This is a genomic window from Mycobacterium sp. NGS58, assembly GCF_059812385.1.
In genome coordinates this window covers 17,506-42,981 of record NZ_JCALCO010000034.1, presented here as the reverse complement: position 1 = coordinate 42,981, position 25,476 = coordinate 17,506, and the positions used below count along the sequence as shown (strand labels likewise).

Annotated in this window: 12 protein-coding genes; 8 read left to right on the top strand and 4 right to left on the bottom strand. The window is 64.8% G+C overall.

Features of this window, described 5'->3' with window-relative positions; genetic code table 11:
- A partial coding sequence (locus AC5Y4H_RS23985; protein WP_499985969.1) for an amino acid adenylation domain-containing protein occupies positions 1-6,809 on the top strand: 6,809 nt, incomplete at its 5' end.
- Between the two features lie 30 nt (positions 6,810-6,839).
- On the opposite strand, the gene AC5Y4H_RS23980 is transcribed toward AC5Y4H_RS23985, so the two are convergent.
- Both AC5Y4H_RS23980 and pks2 read right to left on the bottom strand, forming a co-directional pair.
- Positions 6,840-8,192 (bottom strand): hypothetical protein, encoded by a 1,353-nt coding sequence (locus tag AC5Y4H_RS23980; protein ID WP_499985971.1) that lies wholly within the window; start codon positions 8,190-8,192, stop codon positions 6,840-6,842.
- A 145-nt stretch (positions 8,193-8,337) separates the two neighbouring features.
- Complete coding sequence (gene pks2, locus AC5Y4H_RS23975) at positions 8,338-14,691, bottom strand: sulfolipid-1 biosynthesis phthioceranic/hydroxyphthioceranic acid synthase (protein ID WP_499985967.1); 6,354 nt, start codon at positions 14,689-14,691, stop codon at positions 8,338-8,340.
- Positions 14,692-15,378: 687 nt separating this feature from the next.
- Here pks2 and AC5Y4H_RS23970 point away from each other — a divergent pair.
- Positions 15,379-15,609 (top strand): MbtH family protein, encoded by a 231-nt coding sequence (locus AC5Y4H_RS23970; protein ID WP_499985966.1) that lies wholly within the window; start codon positions 15,379-15,381, stop codon positions 15,607-15,609.
- A 97-nt stretch (positions 15,610-15,706) separates the two neighbouring features.
- Here AC5Y4H_RS23970 and AC5Y4H_RS23965 read toward each other — a convergent pair whose 3' ends face one another.
- Positions 15,707-17,170, bottom strand: coding sequence for a hypothetical protein (locus AC5Y4H_RS23965; RefSeq protein WP_499985963.1), 1,464 nt, complete (start codon positions 17,168-17,170; stop codon positions 15,707-15,709).
- Between the two features lie 414 nt (positions 17,171-17,584).
- On the opposite strand from AC5Y4H_RS23965, the gene AC5Y4H_RS23960 reads away from it, so the two are divergent.
- The 6 genes from AC5Y4H_RS23960 to AC5Y4H_RS23935 all read left to right on the top strand — a co-directional run bounded on the left by AC5Y4H_RS23960 (position 17,585) and on the right by AC5Y4H_RS23935 (position 23,904).
- Positions 17,585-18,916: a glycosyltransferase gene (locus AC5Y4H_RS23960; protein ID WP_499985961.1), complete on the top strand. Its 1,332-nt coding sequence runs from the start codon at positions 17,585-17,587 to the stop codon at positions 18,914-18,916.
- On the top strand, positions 18,882-19,349 hold the full coding sequence (locus AC5Y4H_RS23955) for a sugar 3,4-ketoisomerase (protein WP_499985959.1): 468 nt from the start codon (positions 18,882-18,884) through the stop codon (positions 19,347-19,349). The genes AC5Y4H_RS23960 and AC5Y4H_RS23955 overlap by 35 nt, the downstream gene beginning before the upstream one ends.
- Positions 19,346-19,777 (top strand): sugar 3,4-ketoisomerase, encoded by a 432-nt coding sequence (locus AC5Y4H_RS23950; RefSeq protein WP_499985957.1) that lies wholly within the window; start codon positions 19,346-19,348, stop codon positions 19,775-19,777. Before AC5Y4H_RS23955 ends, AC5Y4H_RS23950 begins: the two co-directional genes overlap by 4 nt.
- 183 nt (positions 19,778-19,960) lie before the next feature.
- Complete coding sequence (locus AC5Y4H_RS23945) at positions 19,961-21,079, top strand: DegT/DnrJ/EryC1/StrS family aminotransferase (RefSeq protein ID WP_499985955.1); 1,119 nt, start codon at positions 19,961-19,963, stop codon at positions 21,077-21,079.
- Between the two features lie 129 nt (positions 21,080-21,208).
- On the top strand, positions 21,209-22,432 hold the full coding sequence (locus AC5Y4H_RS23940) for a methyltransferase domain-containing protein (RefSeq protein ID WP_499985953.1): 1,224 nt from the start codon (positions 21,209-21,211) through the stop codon (positions 22,430-22,432).
- Positions 22,433-22,956: 524 nt separating this feature from the next.
- Complete coding sequence (locus AC5Y4H_RS23935) at positions 22,957-23,904, top strand: FkbM family methyltransferase (protein ID WP_499985952.1); 948 nt, start codon at positions 22,957-22,959, stop codon at positions 23,902-23,904.
- Here the strand turns inward: AC5Y4H_RS23935 and AC5Y4H_RS23930 are convergent.
- Positions 23,901-25,475 (bottom strand): MFS transporter, encoded by a 1,575-nt coding sequence (locus AC5Y4H_RS23930; protein ID WP_499985949.1) that lies wholly within the window; start codon positions 25,473-25,475, stop codon positions 23,901-23,903. The two genes, AC5Y4H_RS23935 and AC5Y4H_RS23930, sit on opposite strands and share 4 nt — an antisense overlap.
- Between the last annotated feature and the right edge of the window lies 1 nt (position 25,476).

Genomic DNA, 25,476 nt, shown 5'->3' with positions numbered 1-25,476 from the left:
AGACGGGGGCGGCCTATGTGCCGATTGACCCGGTGGTGCCCGCGGCGCGGGTCGAGTTCTTGCTTGGTGATGCCGCGCCCGTTGTGGTGGTGACGACCGGCGCGTTGGTCGAGCGGTTGGCCGCCCATGATGTGGCCGTCGTCGAGGTGGGCGATCCGCGTATCGCGGCCCAGCCCGGCACCGCGTTGCCCGCGCCGGCCGCCGAGGACATCGCGTATCTGATCTACACCTCGGGCACGACCGGTGTCCCCAAAGGCGTTGGCATCACACATCACAACGTGATCCAGTTGCTGGCGTCACTCGAGGCCGGCATGGAACTCGACGGGCAGGTGTGGTCGCAGTGGCATTCACTGGCCTTCGACGTCTCGGTGTGTGAGATATGGGGTGCGCTGCTGCGTGGCGGACGCCTGGTGGTGATACCCGAGTCGGTGGCGCGTTCGCCGCAGGACTTCCACGCCTTGTTGGTGGCTGAACAGGTCAGTGTGCTGAGCCAGACCCCGTCGGCGTTTTATGCGTTGCAGACCGCTGACGCGCTCGCGCCCGGCCTGGGAGCTCAACTCAGATTGCGGGCCGTGCTGTTCGCCGGAGAAGCCCTCGAGCCGCGGCGACTGGGGACGTGGCTGGACCAGCATCCGGGCTCGCCGCGGCTGCTGAACCTGTACGGCACGACCGAGACGACGGTGCACGCCTCGTTTCGGGAGATCGCGCCGGGCGACGTCTACAGTGCGGCGAGCCCCATTGGCGTGCCGTTGGCACGGCTCGGCTTTTTCGTGCTGGACCGCTGGTTGCGTCCGGTGCCGGTCGGGGTGGTTGGTGAGTTGTATGTGGCGGGCGCCGGGGTCGGCGTCGGCTATGTGGGTCGGGCCGCGCTCAGTGCGTCGCGGTTTGTGGCATGCCCGTTCGGAGGCGCGGGACCACGGATGTATCGCACCGGGGATCTGGTGTCTTGGGGTTCCGATGGGCAGCTGCGGTACGTGGGGCGTGCCGACGAGCAGGTCAAGGTCCGTGGGTATCGCATCGAGTTGGGCGAAGTGCAGGCGGCGCTGGCCGGCCTGGAGGGGGTCGAGCAGGCCGCGGTGATCGTGCGGGAGGACCGCCCCGGCGATAAGCGCTTGGTGGGTTATGTGACCGGCGCGGCCGACCCGGCCGAAGCGCGCGCCGCGCTGGCCGAGCGGTTGCCCGTGTACATGGTGCCGGCGGCGGTGGTGGTCGTGGACGCGCTGCCGTTGACGGCGAACGGGAAACTGGACAAGCGGGGTCTGCCCGCACCCGAGTACGCCGCCGGCGATCTGTATCGCGCCCCGTCCACGCCGACCGAGGAGACGCTGGCGGGCATCTACGCCCAAGTGCTCGGGCTGGAGCGGGTCGGCGTCGACGACTCGTTTTTCGAGCTGGGCGGGGACAGCATCTTGTCGATGCAGGTGGTGGCCCGGGCGCGGGCGGCGGGCCTGGTCTTTCGGCCTCGGGATGTGTTCGTCGAGCAGAGCGTGGCGCGGTTGGCTCGGGTGGCCGGGTTGGTCGAGGGTGCTGGTGGCCCGATCGACGAAGGCGTGGGACCGGTAGTCGCGACACCGATCATGCGGTGGTTGGCCAGCGTGGACGGCCCGGTGCAGCAGTTCAATCAGACGGTGGTGGTGCAGGCCCCGGCGGGGGTCGGTGAGGCCGACGTCGTGGAGGTGGTGCAGGCCCTACTGGACCGGCACGCCATGTTGCGGCTGCGCGCTGCCGACGACGGCGCGCGGAGTTGGCTGTTGCGGGTTCCCGAGCCCGGTGCGGTGGACGCCCGCGAGTGCGTGCGGGTGGTTGAGGCGTTGTCTGACGAGGCGCTGGTCGCGGCGCGGTCGCGGCTGGATCCGGCTGCCGGGGCGATGCTCAGTGCGGTGTGGGCAGGCTCGACGGGGCAGTTGGCGTTGGTCATTCACCATTTGGCGGTGGATGGAGTCTCGTGGCGGATCCTGTTGGAGGATCTCAATCTGGCGTGGGAACAGCGTCGGGCTGGTCAGCCGATAGCGTTGCCGGCGGCGGGGACGTCGTTCGCCCGCTGGTCGGCGTTGCTGGCCGCGCACGCCGCCAGCACCGCGGTCGTGGATCACGTGGAGGCTTGGCGGCAGGTGGCGGCGGCGTCGGCCGTGTTGCCGGCGGTGCAGCCCGAGCGGGATACGTTTGCCGGGGCGGGTCATCTGTCGGTGGCGCTGGATGTCGAGACCACGCGGATGCTGTTGGGAGAGGTGCCGACGGCGTTTCACGCCGGGGTGCACGACATCTTGTTGATCGCGTTCGGGCTGGCGGTGGCCGAGTTCGCGGCCAGCGATGGGGGGCCGATCGGCATCGACGTCGAGGGGCATGGGCGTCACGAGGAGCTGGCCGCCGATGTCGACCTGACTCGCACGGTGGGGTGGTTCACCACCAAGTATCCGGTGGCGTTGAACGTCGGCGGGTTGGCCTGGGATCAGGTGGTGGGCGGCGAGGCGCCGCTGGGTGCACTGGTCAAAGACGCCAAGGAGCAACTGCGTGCCCTGCCCGACCCGCTGGGCTACGGTCTGCTGCGGTACGTGAACCCCGATGTCGACTTGGGCGGCTCGGACCCGGCGATCGGGTTCAACTACCTCGGACGACTGGGCGCGGGCGGCGAGGTTTCCAACGACCTGTGGCGAGTCAGCCAGGATGTCGCGTCGGTCACGCGAGCGGCCGCGGCCATACCGATGCCGCTGATGCACACCCTCGAGCTCAACGCCGGCACCCTGGACACCGAATCCGGCCCGCGGTTGCACGCGAATTGGACGTGGGCGCCATCGGCCGTGGACCGCGAGCAGGTCGATCGGCTGGGCCGGTTGTGGTTTGACGCCTTGGCCGGGATCTGCGCGCATGTCCGCAACGGCGGGGGCGGGTTCACGCCGTCAGATTTCGCTCCCGCTCATCTGAACCAGCAGCAGCTCGACGAACTGCAGCAGCAGCACCGTATCGCCGACATACTGCCGTTAACCCCGTTGCAGCAGGGGCTCTTGTTCCACGCCGGCGTCGGGTGCGGTCCCGATCACGATGTGTATGCCGTACAACTGGACTTCACCGTGATCGGTGCCCTCGATACCGAGCGGTTGCACGCGGCGCTGCACACGGTGGTAACCCGCCATCCCAACCTGGCGGCCCAATTCTCGACGCAATTCGATGAGCCGGTGCAAATCATCCCGGCTGATCCGGTGGTGCCGTGGCGGTATCTCGAGCTGCATCCCAACGGTGTGAGCGTTGACGAACAGGTCCGTGAGGTGCGCACCGCTGAACGCGTCGCGGTGTGCGACCTGGCCGAGCAGGCCGCGTTCCGGGCGGTGCTGATCCGCACCGCACCGGGTAGGCACCGGTTTGTGCTCACCAATCACCACATCGTGCTCGATGGCTGGTCGCTGCCGATCCTGCTGCAGGAGATCTTTGCCAGTTATTACGGACGCCCGCTGCCCGCGGCCGCACCGTATCGGAACTTTGTCGCGTGGCTCATCGGGCGGGATCGCGCTGCGGCCCAGGCCGCTTGGCGCGAGGTGCTGGCCGGCCTGGACACCCCCACTTTGGTGGGCCCGCCGGGCCAGCTGAGTCAGACGCGGCGGTCCGCAGCGTGGTTTGAGGTGCCGGAGAACACCACCCAGGCCGTGAGTGACTTGGCGCGCTCGCGTCATACGACCGTCAACATCGTGCTTCAGTCGGCCTGGGCGCAGATGCTGATGCGGTTGACCGGTCAGCATGACGTGGTGTTCGGTACCGCGGTGTCGGGGCGGCCGGCGGAATTGGCCGGTGCGGACTCGATGGTGGGACTGCTGATCAACACCGTCCCCGTGCGCGCACGCATCACCACCGCAACCACCGCCGCCGACCTGCTGGATCAGCTGCAGGACGCCCACAATTGCACGTTGGAGCACCAGCATCTGGCATTGGCCGAGATCCACCGCCTCACCGACCACGACCAGTTGTTCGACTCGATGTTCATCTACGAGAACTATCCGGTCGACACCGAGGCGTTGACCGGCGACTACGACCTGACCATCACCGAAGTCAACACCAGCGAATCCACCCACTACCCCTTGGCGGTTGCCGCCATGCCGGGCCCTCGGATTGGGCTCCGCGTCGAGTACGACGCGGAGGTGTTCGACGAAGCCGGCATCGAGGCGCTGTTCGGCCGATTCCAGAAGGTGCTGGTCGCCATGACGGCCGACCCGACCCGGCCGCTCTCGTCGATCGATCTGCTCGACGCCGACGAGCACGCCCGCTTGGACGCGTGGGGCAACCGCGCCGCGCTGACGCACTTGGCGCCGCCGTCCGTGTCTATTCCAGGGGTGTTTGCTGCGCATGTAGCGCGTGCCCCGGAAGCGGTGGCGCTGACGTGCGAGGGCAACTCGATGACGTACCGCGAGCTCGACGAGGCGGCGAACCGGTTGGCGCACCTGTTGGCCGGCCAGGGTGTGGGTGCCGGTGATGTCGTGGCGCTGCTCCTGCCACGCTCGGCCGAAGCGATCGTGGCAATCCTGGCGGCGCTCAAGACCGGCGCGGCCTATCTGCCGATCGACCCGGCAGTTCCAACGGCTCGCATCGAGTTCATGGTGGCCGACGCCGCGCCGGTCGCGGCGATCACCACCTCGGATCTGCGGCCGCGACTGGGCGGATCCGACTTGCTGATCATCGATGTCCACGACACCCGCATCCCCGGTTATCCGTCTACGGGTTTGCCGGGGCCGGCCCCCGATGACATCGCTTACCTCATTTACACCTCGGGCACCACGGGCGTCCCCAAGGGCGTGGCAGTTTCTCACCACAACGCGATCCAGCTACTCGAGGTAGTGGATAGGCACTTGCCAACGCCGGCCGCCTGGGCTCAGTGCAAATCCCTGGCTTTCGACGTATCGGTGTCCGAGATCTTCTTCGCACTGCTGCACGGTGGGCGGGTGGTCGTGGTGCCCGATTACGTGGCGAGCTCACCGGACGACTTCAAGGCGCTGCTGGTCGCCGAGCACGTCGACGTCTTCACCGAAACCCCTTCGGCACTCGCGGCGCTTTCACCGGAGGGGTTGGAGTCACTCGCCGTGATGGTGGCCGGTGAAGCCTGCCCGGCCGAGGTGGTGGATCGGTGGGCGCCGGGGCGCCTGATGGTCAATGCCTACGGCCCGACCGAGACGTCGATGGGCATCACGATGAGCGCCCCGCTGACGCCGGGGACGGGTGTGGTGCCGATCGGCGCGCCGGTGCTCCAGGCAGCGTTGTTCGTTCTGGACGCCTGGTTACGCCCCGTTCCAGTTGGCGTGATAGGGGAGTTGTACGTGGCCGGCGCCGGGGTGACATACGGGTACCTGAACCGGCCGGGACTGAGCGCATCGCGGTTCATGGCGTGTCCGTTCGCCGGTGCGGGGACTCCGGGAGCACGGATGTACCGCACCGGGGATCTGGTGTCCTGGGGCTCCGACGGCCAGTTGCGGTACTTCGGCCGTGCCGATGAGCAGGTCAAGATCCGCGGCTATCGCATCGAGTTGGGTGACGTCCAAGCGGCGCTGGCCGAAATCGACGGCGTGGGCCAGGCGGTGGTGATCGCTCGCGAGGACCGCCCCGGTGACAAGCGGCTGGTCGGCTACATCACCGGCACCGCCGATCCGGTCACCACGCGCGCCAAGCTGGCCGAGCGGCTGCCGGCCTACATGGTGCCGGTCGCCGTGGTGCCGGTGCGAGCGCTGCCCCTGACGCCCAACGGAAAGCTTGACAGGCGAGCCTTGCCGGTACCCGAGTATGTCGTCGCCGAACGCTACCGAGCCCCGGCGAACGCCATCGAGGAGACACTGGCCGGCATCTTCGCCCAAATCCTCGGGCTGGACCGCGTGGGCGTCGAAGACTCGTTCTTCGACCTGGGTGGCGATTCCTTGTCAGCGATGCGCGTGATCGCCACAATCAACAAGACTTTGGATGCCCACCTTGCGGTGCGCACCATATTGGACGCGCCGTCGGTTCGAAGCTTGAGTCAGCAGCTGAGCACAGATGACAGCGCGGCGGAACTGCTCCCGATAGAGGTCCTCAAGAAGGGCACGGGCATTCCGCTGTGCTGTGTTCATGAAGGTCTCGGCCTGAGTTACGCGTATCGGGCGTTGGGCGATTACCTGGATTGCCCGATCATCGGCATCAACCAGATCCCGGACAACGGCGAAGTCGGACGCCAATCGATTCGTGCCATGGCGAAGGATTACGCCGACCGACTGCAGGCCCTTTATCCCGTGGGACCGTACAACCTGCTCGGCTGGTCATTTGGCGGACCCGTGGCCCATGAGCTGGCTGTCGAACTTCGCCGGCGCGGCGGTGAAGTCCGGCGTCTGATAATGCTGGATCCGGTGCTCGGCGACAGCGGGCCCACGAATCCCGCGGGGCCGGACGACGAGATTCAGGGCGAGAGCCGCATCCTGGATCTCACCCTGCGATCCAACCGCATCGATGTTCCCGAGCAGGCGGACCCGCTCACTTACGAGCGGGCCGAGGAGTTGATACGCCAGCAGGGAAAGACGGTGGAGTTGATTCTTCCGCCCCGGCCGATCTTCGAATTCGTGGTTGAAAATTACAATTCGAACGGGTCACACCTGCGACACCATGTGCCCGGCGTGTTCGATGGCGATGTGATCATCTTCTCCGCGCGGCGCGACGAAGGCAACGAGTCGGCAGATCCACAGAACTGGAACCCTTACGTTGCCGGTGTCCCTACGGTGTATCCGGTCGACTGCGGCCATGACGACATGATGGCCGCCGAATCGCTGGCTCTGTACGGGGAACAACTCAAACTGGCATTGGATTCTTAAGGCGGCCGGCGTCGCCGAATGCCCGAGTTGTCAAGTGATTTCGCCCGTCAGGTTGAACTCGTCCAGCGTGCGGGCAGCGAACTCGCGCATGGCGAGTTTCGTGTTCTCGGTGCCCGGCTGGTAAGCGCCGATGCTGATGACGATTCTGCTGTGCAGCCGCCAAGACTGCACAGTCATCAGGCCGCCCGTGCGCTCGAGCCACTGTTGCGTCAGGTGCTGGAAAGCCAAACGCCCGGTGACAAATTCGGCGTCGCTGCCATCGAGGCGGCACACCACGGAGCCCAGGTCGCCCAGATTGGAGCACAGCACGGGAAGCGCTTCGCTGAGCATCGCGTAGTCCATGGCGCTCAGCCGTTTGAGGACCCGTTTCGGTATGAAGGGGATCAGCGAGGCGACTTGCGCGGCCTCCTCGGCAGGTGTTTCCCGCAGGGTCGCCAGCGCTTGCTTGATCGCGGCGCGCACGTCACGCAGATCTGTTGTCACCCGCGTCGGATCGATGCTGACGCGTGCGAACGACACCGCGTTTGCGCGCATGTCACCCGCGGCCCGGGTGCTGATGGGCAGTTGCACCGTCACGGTGTCGTCACCGGCACGGCGGCGGCCGACATGCTCCGCGAATTTCGCCACGAACCCGGCGAGCAGTGTCTTACTGGTTCCGCCGAGGGCCTCAGCGCAGGCATCCCAGTCGGCCAGATCGACCAAGACGGTAACGGTCGGCACGACGACGACGGGACCTGCGGCGCCGTTGGTGTCGGATAGCAACGGCGGCCGCGATGTCTGCGATTGGGGCGCGTTCTGCCGTTGATTACGGGCTTGTTTTGCCGCCACCACGAGCGCCCGGCCAACGTCAGGCGCCTGCTGCGCCGTTTGGCGGGCATCCTCAACCAGCGCGCGCAGCCGCGTGCGCGAACGTGGCGGTGGGTAAGCAAAATCGTGCGTGATGCCCGACAGGGCCTCGATTCCCGACACGACAAGCCCGAGACCGTCAAGCAGGTAATGGGAAATCACCAGGCTTACCGCGGTGGAGCCATCGGTCAGGGGCAGCACGCCCAGGTGCCAGCCGGGGCCGGTCTCCGGGTCGACGGGGATTTGTGAGCGTTCATCCGCCCAGTCGCTGACCTCGGCGCGCGCGCGGGGGCTCTCCGCGACATCGATGTCCGTCGGGCCGCGGTCCAGGACCCAGCGATACCGGGCAAAGGGTAGCGGCGAACGCTCGATGCGCCTTCCCAGCAACCCGTGGCCGAGATTGTGGTGGAAACGTTTCAGCCCGTCGAAATCAAGGAAGTGCTCATAAACCCACACGACCTGCATGATTTGCTTCGGCCCGGTGACGCGCTGCCCCATGAACAAGGCTTGGTCCACGTAAGCGAGGCGGTTGTCCAGGCACGCATCACCGTTGACTGCGCGGCTGCGTTCGGTGGCTCGTGCAGGAAGTATCCGCAGTGGCACTGATCAGCCTTCCCTCACGTTTGTTCTACGTTGCGTGATCGCAGCGTAATACAAAGCCGCCGTTGGCATTTGACGGTTTTCATCCTGATTCTGCAAGCTTGTCGCACAGCATCGCCGCTAAGCCGCGTATGGTGCCGACGTCGACGAGATCGGCGGAATACATGCGTATCCCTGTTTCGGTCTCGATGCGGGTGCGTAGCTCCAGCGCGCTCAGGGAGTCCATGCCGTACTCGGAGAGCGGCCGGTCGACATCCACATTTCGGCGCAGGATCAGGCGGACCTGGTCGGAGATCAGCGCCAGCAGCCGGGTGGGCCACTCATCGAGGGGCAATCCCTCGAGCTCAGCGCGCAATCTGGTTATGCCCCTTGCGGTTTGCCCGGTGGCGCGGAACGCCTCAAAGAAGGGACTGTGCTGCGCGAGGGCCGTCGCGGCGGTGTCCATGACCGCATAGCCGGTGTAAGCGCGCTCATGGCGCAGCAGCGTCTCGAACGCGTAGGCGCCCTCGTCGGCAGCAATGGCGGTGTCGACATCGTCCGTCACGGTGGCGCGGGCGTGCTGAGCCCACGGGCCCCACGCGATCGCGCTGGCCGGCAAGCCCTTCGCCCGCCGCCACAGGGTGAAGGCGTCCAGCCAGCTGTTGGCCGCTGCCGGGGCGCCTCGCCCCGGCGACCCCACCAGAGCCGTCGCGGAGGAGAACGAGCAGAACCAATCCAACGGCTGGCCGGCAGTGGCGAGGTGTAAGTTCCACGCGCCGTTGACCATTGGTGCCCAGCTACGTCCGATGAGCTCGTCGGTGGTATCGGTCAACGCGGCGTCCTCGGCCACCGCCGTCGCATGTACCACCCCGCGTAAGGCAAGGCCGGTGGCCGTCGCCGCCATGACCAAACGCTGAGCCGTAGCTTCCTCGGCGATGTCGCCGCACTCCACTACAACGTCGGCGCCGATCGCACGGATGCGCTCGATTGCGTTCCGGGCCTCGGGAGTCGGCTGCGAGAGCGAAGACAGCACGATGCGCCCGCAGCCGTCCCCGGAATCGGGAGAAGCCATCCTCTCGGCCAACAACAGACCCAGGCTTCCGAGTCCATCGGTGATGATGTAGGCGCCGTCGTCGCGGAACACCCGGGCCGCCGCCGGCGGCACCGTCACGCGGGTACCCCCGGCGCGAGGGACATCGAGCACGAGCTTTCCTGTGTGTTGGGCGTCGCTCATCGTCCGAATTGCGGTGGCGGCCTGCTCCATCGGGAAGTGCATGCACTGCGGCATCGGCAGCATGCCGTCGGCGGTGAGTTGATACACCTTGTTCAGCAACGTGCGTACCCGGTGCGGGTGGCTCTCGGACATCGAGGCTAGGTCCACGGCATAGAACGCGAGGTTGCGCCGTAATGGCAGGAGCCCCAGGCGGATGTCACCGTGGCCGCCATGTTTGCCGATCTCGATGAATCGTCCGCCGTCCGCGAGTAATTCGATCCCCGCGCGCTGGGCGGGCCCGGTGACGGCGTTGAGCACGATGTCAACCCCGTAACCGCCGGTGTTTCGGCGTATCAGGTCGGCGAATTCGATGCTTCGTGAGTCGTAAACGTGCTCGAGGCCCATGTCGCGCAGCAGATCTCGGCGCTGCTCGCTACCAGCGGTCGCGAAGATCTGCGCTCCCGCCGCGCGGGCGATCGCGATTGCGGCCTGCCCGACACCACCGGTTGCGGAATGGATCAATACCCTGTCGCCGCCGTCGATGTGGGCGAGCTCGTGCAGCCCGTACCAGGCTGTTGCCGTGGCGGTGGTGACTGCGGCCGCTTGCTCGTCGGAAAGCCCGGCCGGCAATGGGACGGCCGTACGCGCGTCACAGGTGAGGAACGTACCCCACGAGCCGGTGTGGCACAGGCCGCCAACTCGATCGCCCACCTCATGATCGGCCACGCCCGGTCCGACCGCTGTCACGAGCCCGGCGTAGTCGGTGCCGAGCTGCGTCGGGTGGCCGTCGAATTCGACAGAGGCAAGACGACCGGATGCCAGAAGGACGTCGCCGAAATTGACGCCGGCCGCGCTGACGGCAATCTCAATCTGTCCGGGCCCGGGCCTAACCCGTTCGCAAGCAACGAGTTCCATCGACTCCAGGACGCCGGGTGTGCGGATCTGCAGGCGCATCCCGTCGGTCTCGGGGTGGGCCACGGTGGTGCGACGCTCGTCGGGGAGCAGCGGACTCGGTGACAGCCGCGCGGTGTACCAGTCGCCGCTGCGCCAGGCGGTTACGTCTTCGTCGGATCCGCTCTCGAGTTGCCGGGCAAGGTGTTCGGCTTCGGCGTCGGCGTCCAGATCGACATGGGTGACCCGCAGGTGTGGATGCTCAGTGCCGACCACCCGGATCAGACCCCTGAGCCCGGCCTGTTCCAGGTTCGGTTCATCACCGGCGAGCACCGTCTGAGAGCCGCGGGTCACGACATACAGGCGAGAGGACTCGCCCGGTATGTCCGGCAATTCTCGGATGATCCGCACCAGATGCTCCACACACTCGCGGCCCAGCAGCGGATCGATGGAGTCACCGTTTTGCGGGCCCATGAGTACCACAACGCCGGTAAACCCGGTGCGGAGCAGATGTTGCCGGAGCTGCTGGCTGTTCACGCTGTGGTCGGCGTGCGGTGTCCAGGACACGGTGGTGCACTGCGAGCCGTGGCTTTTCAGCGCGTCGGGCAAATCGGTGGCGAGAACGTCTGCGACGGCGGTGGTGCTGATCAGCAGCCAGCTTCCGGGGTGAGCGTATTCGACCTCGGGCAGTTCGCGCTGCCGCCACTCGATGGTCAACAGCCGCTCGGCCAGTGTCCGGTCTTTCGTGTCTTTCTCGGAGAGACCGGTGTCCAATCGCAGGCCCTGCACGGTGAGCAGGACCGCCCCGTGCTCATCGAGAAGCTCGAGATCGGCCTCGACCCCGGAACTGTCGGCTTTCGTTACGCGTGTGTAGCAGTAGTGGGCGTTGCGAGCCGAATCGTAGGCCCGTAGCCGGCGGATGCTGTGTGGCAGCGCCAACGCGTTCCCGCCAATTACCTGCATGGCCGGATGAGCCGCGACCGATTGAAAGCAGGCATCGAGCAGTGCCGGGTGCACGGTGTAACCATGTTGGCCGGAGCGGATTTGACGGGGGAGCGCGACCTCGGCCAGGACGCTGCCGGCCCCTTCGCAGGTGTGCACTGTGCCAAGGCCGGTGAACGCCGGGCCGTATTGCGCGCCCCGCTCGTCCAGGCGCCTGCGCACCTCTTCGCCATCCTCGCTGGACGGGTGCGCGGCAAGCAGAGCGGCGATGTCGCGCGCGGCCAGTTGTGGTTCGTCAGAGGCGTGTAAGGCTGCGCTGCTCAGCCGCGTCGGCGCGCCGCCCCGGAATGCCTCTACGGCGAACTCGACGGAGCCCGCCGACGACAACGACGATGCCGAAGCGCCGATCGTGGTCTGCTCGTCCAGCGGTAGCGCCCGCTCGAAGCGGATATCGCGGACTTCCGAGAGCTCGCCCAGCGCCGTGTGCGCGGCGGCCAACGCCATCTCGCAATGCGCCGCGGCCGGAAGCGCAGCGACACAACGGATCTGGTGGTCGCCCAGCCACGGCTGGGCGTCAGTGCCGACCTCTCCTTGCCAGACATGACGCTCCGGTTCGTCCGGCAAGCGCACATGCGCACCCAGCAGCGGGTGTGCCGAAACGGTGCATCCGGCGGCGGCGGCCGAGGATTGCTGATCATCGCGGTCCAACAGCAGTCGCCGGTGCGTCCACGTCGGCAGGGGCGCGTCTACCAGTCGCCCGTCCGGATAGAGCGCGGAGAAGTCCACCGCTGCACCCGCATTGTGCAGATCCGCCAGGAGGCCGCGCAGCCCGTGCGGCAGCGCTTGCTCCCGTCGCATGCCGGCCACAGCGGCGACCGAGATGTCGAGGCTGCGAGCGTTCTGTTCGAGATAGTTGTCGAGCAGGGAATCGGCGGCCAGCTCGGCGAACACCCGGTAGCCGTCCTGCATCGCGGCCTGGACCGCCGCCGCGAAACGCACGGTGCGCCGCACATTGTCGACCCAGTAGCGGGCATCGCAGACCGGCAGCTCACGCGGGTCGAACTGGCTCGCTGAGTACATGGGCACTTCTGGCGTTGCCGGGGACAGCTCGGCCAGCGCCTCCGAGAGTTCGTCAAGGACGGGTTGCACCACCGGGGTGTGCCATGCCACGTCGGTGACCACCTCGCGAGCCGTCACCGCCCGTGCTTGCCATGCGCCCACCAGTTCGCGCACCGTCTCGGCGGCTCCGCCGATGATCGTGGACTCTGGTGAAGCCACCACGGAGATCACAACGTCCCTGATCCCGCCGGCCATCAACTCGGAAAGCACCTGCTGCGCAGGCATTTCCACCAGAGCCATCGCGCCGGAACCGGCGAGGCGGGCCATCAGCCGGGAGCTGCGACAGATGATGCGTACACCGTCTGCCAACGACAGTGCCCCCGCGACCACCGCCGCCGCCGTCTCGCCCAGCGAGTGCCCGATCACCGCACCGGGGCGCGCTCCGTAGGACTTCATGGTGGCCGCCAATGCGACCTGCATGGCGAACAGCGTCGGTTGCACCCGGTCTACGCCGGTCAGCACCTCGGGTGCCGTCATCGCTTCGGTTACCGAAAATCCAGACTCCTGCGCGATCAGTGGCTCGGCCGCGGCGATAGAGGCAGCAAACACGGGCTCGCTGGCCAGCAGATCGGCCGCAATGGCCGGGCACGGGGACCCGTGACCGGAAAATACCCACACCGGACCCCGATCATCGCGTCCGGCAGCCGCCGGATACGGAGTTTTGCCGTCGGCGACCTCGCGCAGCTTCGCCGCTGCATCGTCGAGGCTGCCTGCGACGACGGTGGTCCGTACCGGCCGGTGCCCACGACGGCGGGCCAGGGTATAAGCCAGATCAGGCAGCGTCACCTCGTCATGTGACTGCACCCAATCAGCCAATCTGCTTGCGGTGCGGCGTAATTCGTCGGCTGAGGTGGACGAAAGCGTCAGGAGTAACGGTGGCTGGGGGAGCGATGTCGCTCTCGCGCCAATGTCGTTGGATTCTGAAGTCTGGGGAGCTTGCTCCAAGATCGCGTGCGCGTTGGTCCCCGAGAACCCGTAGGCCGACACCGCTGCCCGCCGTGGTTGCGGTCCATCGTTGGGCCACGGCGTATTCGACTGTGGTACAAAGAGATTTGTCTCGATTTGCGCGAGCTCATCGGGCAGGCGTGAGAAGCGTAGATGTCCGGGCACCACGCCGTGCCGCAGTGCCAGGGCCGCCTTGATCAAGCCCAGCGTTCCCGAAATGGATTGGCTGTGTCCGAAATTCGTCTTCGCCGAGCCCAGCGCGCAGCGGCCGGCGGTGCCATAAACCTCTGCTAGGCTGGCGAATTCGATCCGGTCACCTACCGGGTCGCCGCTCCCGTGTGCTTCCACCATGCCGACGCTGCCGGCCTCCACACCGGCCGCTGCCAGGGCCGTCCGGTAGGCGGCTACCTGCGCGGGCCTCGACGGCGTGGTGATGGCCGCAGTTCGGCCACCGTTGTTCAGGGACGTGCCACGCACCACGGCCAAGATCCGGTCCCCGTCGCGCAACGCATCCGGTAACCGCTTGAGCAGCATCATCGCGCTGCCCTCGCCGATGGCGAAACCATCGGCGGCGGCGTCGAATGCATGGCAGCGGCCGGTCGCTGACAGCACGCCGCCCGCTGTCCCGGCGGCGTATCTCCGTGGATCCAGCGTCAGCGAGACACCGCCCGCCAGCGCGAGATCGCATTCGCTGTCATGCAGGCTGCGGCATGCGAGATGCACCGTCACGAGTCCAGACGAACACGCGGTATCCACCGTTATCGCCTGACCTCGCAGGTCCATGGCGTAGGCGATTCGCCCGGATGCCATGCTGTGACTGTTGCTGAGAAATCCGTACGCGCCCTCCGGCGAATCGGTTTCGGCCGCCACCGACACGTAGTCGTCGTGCGACAAACCCACGTAGACGGCGGTCCGCGACCCGGCCAGAGTCACCGGGTCGAGACCCGCGTGTTCCACTGCCTCCCACGACGTTTCAAGCAACAGGCGATGCTGGGGGTCGATCGCGGTTGCCTCCCGCTCTTCGATCCCGAAGAATTCGGAATCGAACCCTGCGAAGTCGTCCAGGAAGGAGCCCCACTTCGACACCGACCGACCCGGCACCCCGGCCTCGGGGTCGTAGTATTCCTCGGCGTCCCAGCGGTCGGCCGGGATTTCGGTTATCAGGTCCTCGCCGCGCAGCAGCGCTTCCCATAGCCGGTCCGGTGAGTCGATGCCGCCTGGAAGTCGGCATGCCACACCAATAATGGCAATCGGGGTGACGGGTTTGGCGGCCGCAGCGGGCGAACAGCTCAATGACTCCGATCGGCGTGCATCATCATCATCATCGATGGCCCGGAATGCAACCATTCCGCCTCCTAACGGGCAACGACCGCCTGGCCTTGCCCCCACTGCTTGACTCAAGACGCGGCAGGTCCCCCGATGACCAGCTCCACCATCCCAGCCGATCGACCCTGCTCAGGTCGGCGCTCCCGTGCCACCCGTGGCCTAGATGGCAGGGCGATGGTATTACGCACCCGGCAGGCGAATTTAAACAGTTGATAAGATCGTTACCTAACCGTGATGTTAGCTGGCCTGTGTTCACAGTCAAGACCGTGAACGGAGGATGATGCGGCGGTGATGTCCTCCGATTGGGATGTCATCGACCATGGCCCCCCGCCCGTTGCAGACGGGCCTGCCCGGCGCCGGGCCGCCGCGGATCAGTCCTGCTGAGCACCTACGCAGGCGTCAATAACGGTAATTTTGCCCACCCGCATTGCGGCGTTGCGGCGGCAACGTCTCCGCTGGCGCGCCGCGGCGCCGCCGCCGCCGTTCCGCGCGCCCCGGCAACTGCGGTGCGGCTAGAGCGAAAGTTTGCTCGCGGTGCCGGACACCGGGATCGCGATGCCGCGACGGCTTGCCATTGGCCTGTCGTCGGTTAGGCGACGGCCGCGCGGGGAAATCGTCAAACTGGCGAGACTCCGCACCGATATCGCGGGCCTCCACTATGGTTTGTAGCGGTCTTACTCACCTCGATATAGGCGGGCTGGAGAACTTGTGAGCATCAATCCATTCGACGACGACAGTGGCAGTTTTTTCGTCCTGGTCAATGACGAGGAGCAGCACAGCCTGTGGCCCACCTTCGCCGATATTCCGCCCGGCTGGCGAGTGGTGTACGGCGAAGCCGATCGCGCCGCGTGTCTGGAATACATCGAACAGAACTGGCCCGACATACGTCCAAAGAGCTTGCGCGACAGGTTGGCGGGCGATCGTTCGTCTGACGGTTGAGCCAGCCGCCTCGTCGCAAAGGCCCGGGCGGGTTCGTTCCGAGGACGATCACGTCGGCGGCCGCAGCTGCACGAGCCGTTCTTGGGCGGTTCGTCCGTTAGTCGATCTCGCCAGTCAGGTCGAATTCCGCAAGCGTGCGCGCAGCCAGCTCGCGCAAGGCGGGCTTTGTATTTTCCGCGCCCGGTTGGTAGGCCTCGATGGTGATGCCAACCTTGTCGCCGATGCGCCAAGACTGGATGGTCAATTGCCCGCCCGCTCGCTCGAGCCATTGTCGCGTGACACCTTGTCCGATGACCCGAATGAGGTGGAGCGGATAGAGTACACCGGAGACGGCGGCGTACTGGTTTTCATTGTGGGCGAGCGCCAAGACCATCGGACCGAGGTCGCGCAAATTCGAACAAAACACTGGAAGGTCCGGGTCGACGACGGCCGCGTCGGCCAGCCGTCGCAGTACCCGCTTCGGCGCGAATGGGGCCAGCCATAAGAGCTGGCGCTCGTCTTCATTTGGCGTCTGGCGTAGAGCCGTCAGCGCCTGCTTAAGCGCAGCGCGGACGCCGCGCAGATCCGTCGTGACCCCCGTCGGGTCCACGCTGACGCGCGCAAATGACACCGCCACCGCGCGCGTATCGTCCGGCGTGCGCTCGCTCATTGGGAGTTGCAAAGTGACGGCGCCGTCACTGACACGCCGGCGGCCTACACGCTCCGCAAGTTTTGCGGCCAACCCGGCGACCAGCGTGTCACTCGTTCCGCCAAGGGCCGTGGCACGGGCATCCCAGGCATCCGCGTCGACGTGGATGGTGATAACCGGCACGACTGCGATCTCGTCGCCGTCGCCGTCGCCTCCGTCTCGGGCGACGGGCTGCGGGGCGGGTGATTCGGCCGCACCGCGCCGTGATGATTCGGCAGCATCGCGCCGCTGACGACGGGCCAATCTTGCGGCCGCTCCGAGCGCCCGTGCCGCCTGCGGCACGTCCTGCGCTGTTTGGCGGGCATCCCGTACCACCGCGCGCAGTCGGGTTCGCGAACGTGGCGGCGGGTAGCCAAGATCGCGGCCGATCTCCAGCATGGCCTCAGCTATCGCCAGCGCGAGCCCGAAGCCGTCGATGAGGTAATGGGAAATCACGAGGCTGACCGCGGTGGAACCATCGTCGAGGGGAAGGACGCCGATGTGCCAGCCGGGACCGCGCTCCAAGTCAATCGGCAGCTGCGCACGTTCGTCAGCCCAATCGGTGAGCTCCGCGCGCGGGCGGGCACGCTCCGCGATATCGATGTCCGCGGGCCCCGGATCCGAGACCCATCGATGACGGGCTAGCAGCGGTGAGCGCTCGATGCGCCGCCCGGCCAGCCCGTTGGCGAAATTGTGCTTGAAACGCCTCACACCTTCGAAATCGATTGCCTGGTCATATATCCACACGACTTGGATGACTACGCTCCGGTCGATAGCGCTGTGCTGCGCGAAAAGCGCGTGGTCCATGATGTCGAGCCGATGGTCGGGCCGCACATCCCCGTTGGCTGCACCGCGACTCGAGAACGTGCGTTCACGGCGGATACGAAGAGACACTATGCAGAGCCTCCGGCGACTCGGATCGATTCACCCGTGCTGGTTTGTCGGGCGTACACATCGTCACGAATGGCGACGCTGGGCGGGACGCTGCGGGTCTTCAGCCGGTCGAACCAATGCATTCGCATGAGGGTAGCCGACCCCTTTGGGATCGCACGGACGAACGCGACCGTCGAAGCGCGGGGGCAAATCGAGGGGAGCTGTTCGATTCGGGTCGGTGCGCTAACTTGCCGCCGCTTGCTGCGGATACTTTGGCTGAGTCCGCGCTGCGAGGTCCGCTTCTTCGGATCGCCTGAATCGGTGTTGATAGCGCTGGGTACCGCGTTACACTTCCCAGCAACTGCGCCGGAAAGCGAGACGGTGATGTAACTTTGCTGCACTGGCCGGGGGGAAATCGAGGCTAAGGGACTTGCGATGAAATTCGTGCTGGCATTTTATGGCACTCGGGGCGATGCCGAGCCTGGCGCCGCCATCGGTCGTGAGCTGCTACGCCGAGGGCACGACGTGTGCATGGCCGTCGCGCCTGACCTCGTCGGCTTTGCCGAGTCGGTCGGGCTTGCGTCGGTTGCGTATGGTCCGGATTCGCAGACGTGGCTGGACGTGCACCGCGAGTTCTGTACCCGTTTGTTGCGCAGCCCTTGGAGGATCCGGGATCTGTTCGAGCTAGGGCGCAAAGACTGGGAACTGTTGACCCAGTGCCGACAGGAGGCCAGCAGGACCCTGACGTCGCTGGCCGACGGGGCCGACCTGCTGTTGACCGGCCCGAGTGCGGAGGAGTCCGCGGCCAACGTCGCTGAGCATTGCGACATTCCGCTGGCCGCAATGCATTTCTCTCCGCTGCGGGCCAACGGCCAAGCCATTCCGATGCTGCCGGCGGTAGTGGGACGTTCCGCAGGGACCGCGGCCGACTGGCTGGTGTGGCGCCTGACCAAGACGCTGGAGAACCGCGAGCGCCGTGAACTCGGCCTGCCGAAGGCGAAATATCCCGCACCGCGGCGGATCACAGAACGCGAATCGCTGGAGATCCAGGCCTATGACGAGGTTTGGTTTCCAGGGTTGGCGGCCGAGTGGGCGAAATTCGATGACCGACGGCCGTTTGTTGGCACGCCGACGATGGAGTTGTCGACGGATGCGGATGACGAGGTTGCGTCGTGGATTGCCGCAGGTACACCACCGATTTTCTTCGGGTTTGGCAGCATACCGGTTGAGGGTGGTGCCGGCACACTCGCGATGATCAGCGATGCCTGCGCACGGTTAGGCGAGCGGGCGCTGGTTTGCTCGGCTGCCACCGACTTCACCAACGCCGCCCGGTGGGACCACGTCAAGGTAGTGGACGCGGTTAATTACGCGGCCGTGTTCCCGGCCTGTCGCGCCGTCGTGCACCACGGTGGCTTGGGCACCACGGCGGCAGGCGTGCGCGCAGGAGTCCCCACACTGATGCTCTGGACGTGGCCGGACTCGGCGATTCGGGGACGTCGGCTCGAGCAACTGAAGGCGGGTGCCGCCCGGCCTCTTTCGACCACTACACGGGAATCGCTGGTCGCCGATTTGCGCACTGTCCTTTCACCGCGATACGTCGCTCGGGCCCGCGATATCGCGACCCAGATGACCAAACCATCCGAAAGCGTCACGGTCGTCGCTGATCTTTTAGAGAAGGTCGCGGGCTCCAGGCGTCACGCCTCGGTGGTCCAACCGACGCAAGAATCAAAGCATGTTTCCAGCGCCCGGCATCGACCCGCAGATTAAGCCCGCAGGAACCAAGATGCCCGCAATCACTCAGGGCTGTAGGTTGATCGACCTGCCCAAGATTCACGATGCTCGAGGGAACCTGACCTTCATCGAATCGGGCAGGCACGTGCCCTTCGAGATAGCAAGGACTTTTTGGATCTACGATGTCCCCGGCGGTTCAGCGCGGGGAGGACACGCCTACCGAACGATTCACGAATTCATCGTGGCGTTGTCTGGGAGCTTTGATGTCACGGTGGACGATGGTTCGCATCGAGTTCGCTATACGTTGAATCGCTCTTACCATGCTCTATTGGTTCCTAATCTCATCTGGCGGCAGATGAGCAATTTTTCTACGAATTCGGTCGCGCTCGTCCTCGCCTCAGGCCCCTTTGCGCCCGACGATTACGTGCTTGACTATCGTGAATTTCTGCAACTCGTGGGTCTTCAATGAGTCGCATAGACGAATGCAGGCTGCTGAGTCTAGAGAAATTCGAGAGTCCCCAAGGCAACTTGTCTCCCCTTTATAGCGGTATACACGTCCCCTTCCCGATCAAAAGGGTCTACTACCTATACGACGTTCCAGGTGGCGCCGAGCGTGGTGCACACGCGCATCGAGAACTCCAACAATTCATTGTCGCGGCCTCGGGCTCCTTCTCAGTCACGGTCGACGACGGGAAGAATCGACGAACCATTTCGCTCGACCGTTCCTATTACGGGTTGTACCTTCCGAGCCTGATCTGGAGAGATATCACGGGCTTCTGTACAGGAGCGGTATGCCTGGTATTCGCCTCGCGGGTTTACGAGGAGCACGATTACATCCACGACTATCAGGAGTTCCTGGCCACCGTCCGCGGATCGGCCAACGGCGAAACGGGCTGAGTGGACCATCCAGCCGTCTTTCAGGCCGACAATCGTGGCCAGAATAGAATGCTCGGATGCCGAGACAATATCATCTGACTGTGTTTGAGGTCGTGCAGCTTGTTGCGGCAGTTAGGCGAGATTCCCTGGGGCGGAACTCAAGGCGAGGCAATTATGCGAAATCGATATTCTGGGAGTTCGAGGATGACCAACCGACCCGCTGCGGTGCCCTTTTTGGACCTTGGCGCGGCCACGCACGAGCTCGAAGCGCCTGTCTTGGAGGCCGTCGAACGAGTCGTGCGTCGCGGCTGGTATGTACTCGGCGAAGAAACCGCAGCGTTTGAATCCGAGTTCGCTGCATTCACCGGCGCCCAACATGCGGTCGGAGTGGGCAATGGCTTGGACGCTATTGCCCTGGCACTGCAGGCGTTCGGGATTTGCCCCGGCGACCAGGTCATCGTTCCAGCGAACACTTTCATCGCAACATGGCTCGCGGTAGCACGCGTTGGGGCACACCCGGTAGGAGTGGAGCCGGTGGATGGTCAATGGAACCTAGATCCCGCTCGGGTCGAAGCTGCAATCACTCCGCGAACGCGCGCCCTTATTCCCGTGCATCTCTTCGGCCAACCTGCAGACCTCGCCGAGCTTTTGGCTTTGGCAAATACCCATGGGCTGGCGGTAGTGGAAGACGCCGCACAGGCACATGGGGCACGCTACAAGGGCCGCCGTATCGGTGCTCATGGCCATGCCGTGGCTTGGAGCTTCTACCCGGGGAAGAATCTAGGCGCTTTCGGTGACGGGGGCGCCGTCACCACCGACGACCCCGAAATCGCCGATCGGGTTCGATCACTCGGCAACTACGGAAGCCGTCAGAAATACGTGCATGACATCCTCGGCGCGAATTCGCGACTCGATGATATTCAGTCGGCGGTGCTACGCATCAAATTGAAACACCTTGATAATTGGAATGCTCGCCGGGAAACCATCGCACGGCGCTACGCCCAAGAACTTTGCGATGTCCCAGGATTACGCTTGCCCGGTGTCGCGCCTGATCGTGAACACGTGTGGCACCTGTACGTAGTCGACCATTCCTCACGCGATCAACTGCAGCAACATCTGGCTGGCCAGGGGATCCAAACGCTGGTGCACTATCCGATCCCTCCGCACTTGTCGGGCGCGTTTGCTCCGCTCGGGTTGAGCGAGGGGACATTTCCGATCACGGAGCGGGCGGCGCGAACTCACCTCAGTCTTCCAATAGGCCCTCACCTGTCGGAGGACAGCGTTACCCGGGTCATTGATGCCTGCCACTCGTTTTGCCCATAACTGAACGAAGGACGCGCACTCGCGCCGCACGGCGAGGCACCGTCGGGTCGGTGATATCTCCGCCCAAAAAGAGCATGGCTCTTTGGAATTGGTCCACCCGAGACGCTCCAGCACACTAGTGTAGGCGCAGTGACAGCTTCATGCCGCGTTTGCTCGGGACCGCTCGAGGAGTTCCTGGATCTTGGACGTATGCCTCGGTCTAACCGGTTTATTTCCCCTGATGAAATCGCCAGCGAACACTGGTATCGCTTGGCGGCGGGTCTCTGCCTCACTTGTACGACCGTCCAGGTGGTCGAGGCGCCCCCCGGCGACGAGATTTTCACCGCCGACTACTCGTATCTGACGTCCGGAACGGCTGCCATGAGTAGCCACTTGAAGGACGTCGCGCGGTCGTTGCAGCTCGAATTGCAAGGTCGCCGGGACCCGTTCATCGTGGAACTCGGCAGCAACGATGGCGCGATGCTGCAAAGCATCGCTGAAGCGGGAATACGACACTTGGGAGTCGAACCCGCAAAAGTTCATGCCGACTATGCGTCGAGCAGGGGGGTCTCCACGCTGACCGAATTTTTCACCGCTGAACTTGCGGCGCACATACGGGACAGCTGCGGTCCCGCGGACATCATTTTCGCGGCAAACACCCTTTGCGCTATCCAAGACATTCGCCAAATTTTCGACGGTGCTGCGCTCTTGCTTGGGCCCGAGGGAATATTGATTTTCGAGGACGTCTATCTGGGCGACATCGTTGCCAAGACTGCCTTCGACCAAATCTGCGACGAACACGTGTTTTTCTTCTCGCTGCGGTCGGTATCGCAAGCAGCCCAGAGGAGCGGTCTCGAAGTGATCGACGTCGAGCATTTGCCAGTGGGCGGTGGTGAAATGCGTTATCGCCTAGCTCGTCGCGGCTGCTACCAGAAGAAGCCGTCGGTCGATCGCCAGCTCGCACACGAAGCGCGAGCCGGGTTGGGCCATCCCGAAACGTTCGTCGCTTTCGCTGAACGCGTCCGTTCGACCGCTCGCCAGTTGACCGACGTACTCTCCGATTGCCACGCGCGCGGGCAGCGGGTCGTCGGATACGGCGCGACGATGAAAAGTGCCACCGTCACCAATTTTTGTGGCATCACGACAGACCTTGTCGAATTTGTTTGTGACACAACGCCCGCCAAGCAGGGACGCCTCACCCCAGGCGCGCACCTGCCAGTCCGACCGCCGGAGGCCTTCGCGAATCCGTATCCGGATGTTGCCCTGATGTTCGCGTGGAATCATGAGGCCGAGATTCGCGCCAAGGAAAAGTTTTTTGTGGACAACGGTGGCCGCTGGCTCCGCTACGTCCCCACGGTCGTGCTGGAAGGGTAGACAGTGCGACGCCAGTGACGTTGGGGCCCACGCGATTTCATCCGCTGGAGCCGCCTCAACCAAGTTATCGCTCATAACGCTGCCCCAAGAAAGGGTCTGAATCTCGCGAGTGCGGCTACACTCGCCTCGGATCCGGTCAACTCGAATCCATCCCGCGAACCGATGTGAGACGGATTGGGAAGCTCACTGCAGCGGGCAAGTCCACCAACAAGTTCGACACCCATTTACGTCGTCTGACGTGCTGAATCAAGCCGTGTCGATTTTCTCGCCTACCGCCGACTGTGCGACGGTGGCCCGCGACCTCACTGAAGAAACTCAATCCGCTCCAGTCTCGGACGTTTCTGACTGCAACGCAGGTCGTCACCGGCTCGCTTCGACGTCTTGATGCAACTGGCCGCCCGGCACGGCGTTGCTGTCCGGAAGGGAAGTCCGTTTGAATCACGATCACCATGCCGGGATCGCAGCTTGATAAGTTCGACTAACTGCTGGATGAACCGCATAGCCCGCCGACCACGAGGATCTGCATGTTTCGTCTCGACGCCATCAAGCGACGGGGGCGTAACCTGGTGGTGCGATCCGCGCGCGCCTGCGTCACCCATGATCGCCTCCCCATGATGGCCAAACTCCCATATTTGGCCGCAAGCCATCTGCTACTCCTGGCACTCGGCATCAAGTCGGATGAGACCCTGCTTGAATCCGAGTACGGGACTAAGTTCGTACCCGGATCCACCAGCTCTTGGTTCGACGCATATCTGCGCTATCGCGGACTTTGGGAGCCGGCGCTCTCCGAATTCATCCTGCGACACGTGCACGACGGCGACGTCTGCGTCGATGCCGGTGCGAACGTCGGCTACTTCTCGCTTTTGTTCGCACAGCGTGTTGCACCTTCTGGCAAGGTAATCGCGATCGAGGCCGCACCCGATACCGCCCGTCGGCTGCGCGCCAACCTCGGTCTGAACCGGGCGGCCAGCATCGTCGACGTCGTCGAGGCAGCGTGCGCTGAGCAGCAGGAAGAGATTACGTTTTACCTGCATCCCCGCGTTAACGGGTGGTCCCGGTCGACGCCACCCGCGAAAGGCGATCCCCAACGCTACATAATGGGGAAGACCTGGAACCCCGTGACGGTAGCCGCGGACACTCTCACCTCCATCGTCGGTACCGACGCTCGGCGAGTCTCTTTCATTAAGGTTGATATCGAAGGCGCGGAAGCGGTTCTAGGTCAACAAATCGTCGAGGGATTCCCCCATCCCGAATTGGTTGTGGCCTTTGAGGCTTCGGGTGGGCCGGCGGAAATCGAAGCCAGGTTGAAGCCATTCGAAGACCGCGGGTTTCACGTTTACGACCTGCACAATGACTACCGTTGGATCTTCCAGCGGAACGTACCAGCGCTCACCGAGGCCACATATAGCGATTTCTTCCACCGCAAGGTCGCCGATGTGCTCCTTAGCCGCAAGCCGCTGGCCCTCTCCTAGTTCTGGTCCGGTGTCGATGTCCTGACCTCGGGCTGGAGATCGCCGGCGTCCATGGCCTTCTTGATTTCCTGGGCGTGCGCTACTTGCTGCGCGGTGTAGCCGATGAACAGAGCCACCACACCGACCAGTACGGCCATGCCGGCCAGCCACAGCATGCCATAGGTGTAACCGTGCCCCAGGGCAGTCAGCTGGGCCGGGTTCATAGATTCCGGCGGGCCGCTAGTACCGCCTAGGTGCAGCGTGCGAGAGGTCACGATTGCCTGGATGATGGCTATCACTAACGGTCCGCCGATGGTGTACAGCATGAGCGCAATTGCGGAAGTGGGCCCTAGCCGATCTGGACGAACGTCAGCGATCACCGAGAGTGAGACCGGGACGTCGGCCACGCCAAGACCGAAACCGCCAACTATCAGCGGCACCACCAAATTCGGGAAATAGGGGATACCGCTGTGAAGCGTCGAGAAGTAAAACATTGCAACCAGCAGGCACATGCCGCCAGCGGTCACCAGTACCCGTGGCGGAAATCGCGTCACCAGCCGCGCCGACGCGCCCATCCCGACGCCCGCCCCCAGGACGAAGGGGATGAACGCGGCGCCCGTGCGCAGGGGGCTATAGCCCATGATGTTCTGCACGTAAAGGGTGACCAGCACCGTCAGGGCCAAGAGCACGCCACCGGCGAGGAAGAGGGTGGCGAACGTCGCCAGCCGGTTGCGGTCGAAGAACAAGTCAAACGGCACGATAGGGTTTTGGGCAGTGCGCTCCACGATGACGAATGCCACCAGACCGCCAAGTGCCACCACGCCCGCACCGATCGGCACGGCCGACAGCCAGCCCCTTTCCGGCCCCGCTGAGACGGCGACAACTGCGGCGATACACGTCAACGTGGCCAACCCGGCGCCGGTTACGTCGAGCTTCATCCGCTCCAGCTGGGTTTCGCGCAGCGCAGTGCGAGCAAGGTAAATCACGAGCACCCCAATCGGCACGTTGACCAAGAAGAGAAGCCGCCACGACACCCCGGCGAGTGCACCTCCCGCCACCAGGCTCATGACCGAACTGAGGCTGTTCATCGCACCGAACACCGCCACGGCGGCGTTGCGTACCGGCCCCTTTGGGAAGGTAGTTGCCACCAGCGCCATGCTGGTCGGTGCGAGGATCGCGGCGGCGACGCCCTGCAGAAGCCGGGCCACAATCAGAGTGCCCCCGTCCTGCGCGATGCCGCACACGCCCGAGGCAACGGTGAATATCGCGACCCCGATCACGAAGACGCGTTTGAGCCCCATTGTGTCGCCGAGGCGACCGCCTACCAGCAGCAGGGCGCCATAGGTCAGCATGTAGGCGGTGATAACCCAGCTCCGCCCTGCATCGGTCATGCCCAGCTCGTTCTGGATTCTCGAGAGCGCGACAATCACGATGGTGCCGTCCATCGTGGCCATGAGCTGCACGCCGCCGAGGGTGATGACTGCGGCGATAAACCGGCGAGACGGCAGCTGAGCTGTGAAATTACTCGTACGGCCCAACGTGGTCCGTTTAAAGGGCATCGCTCGCTCATCCCCCGCGCTCTGTCGTCTCATG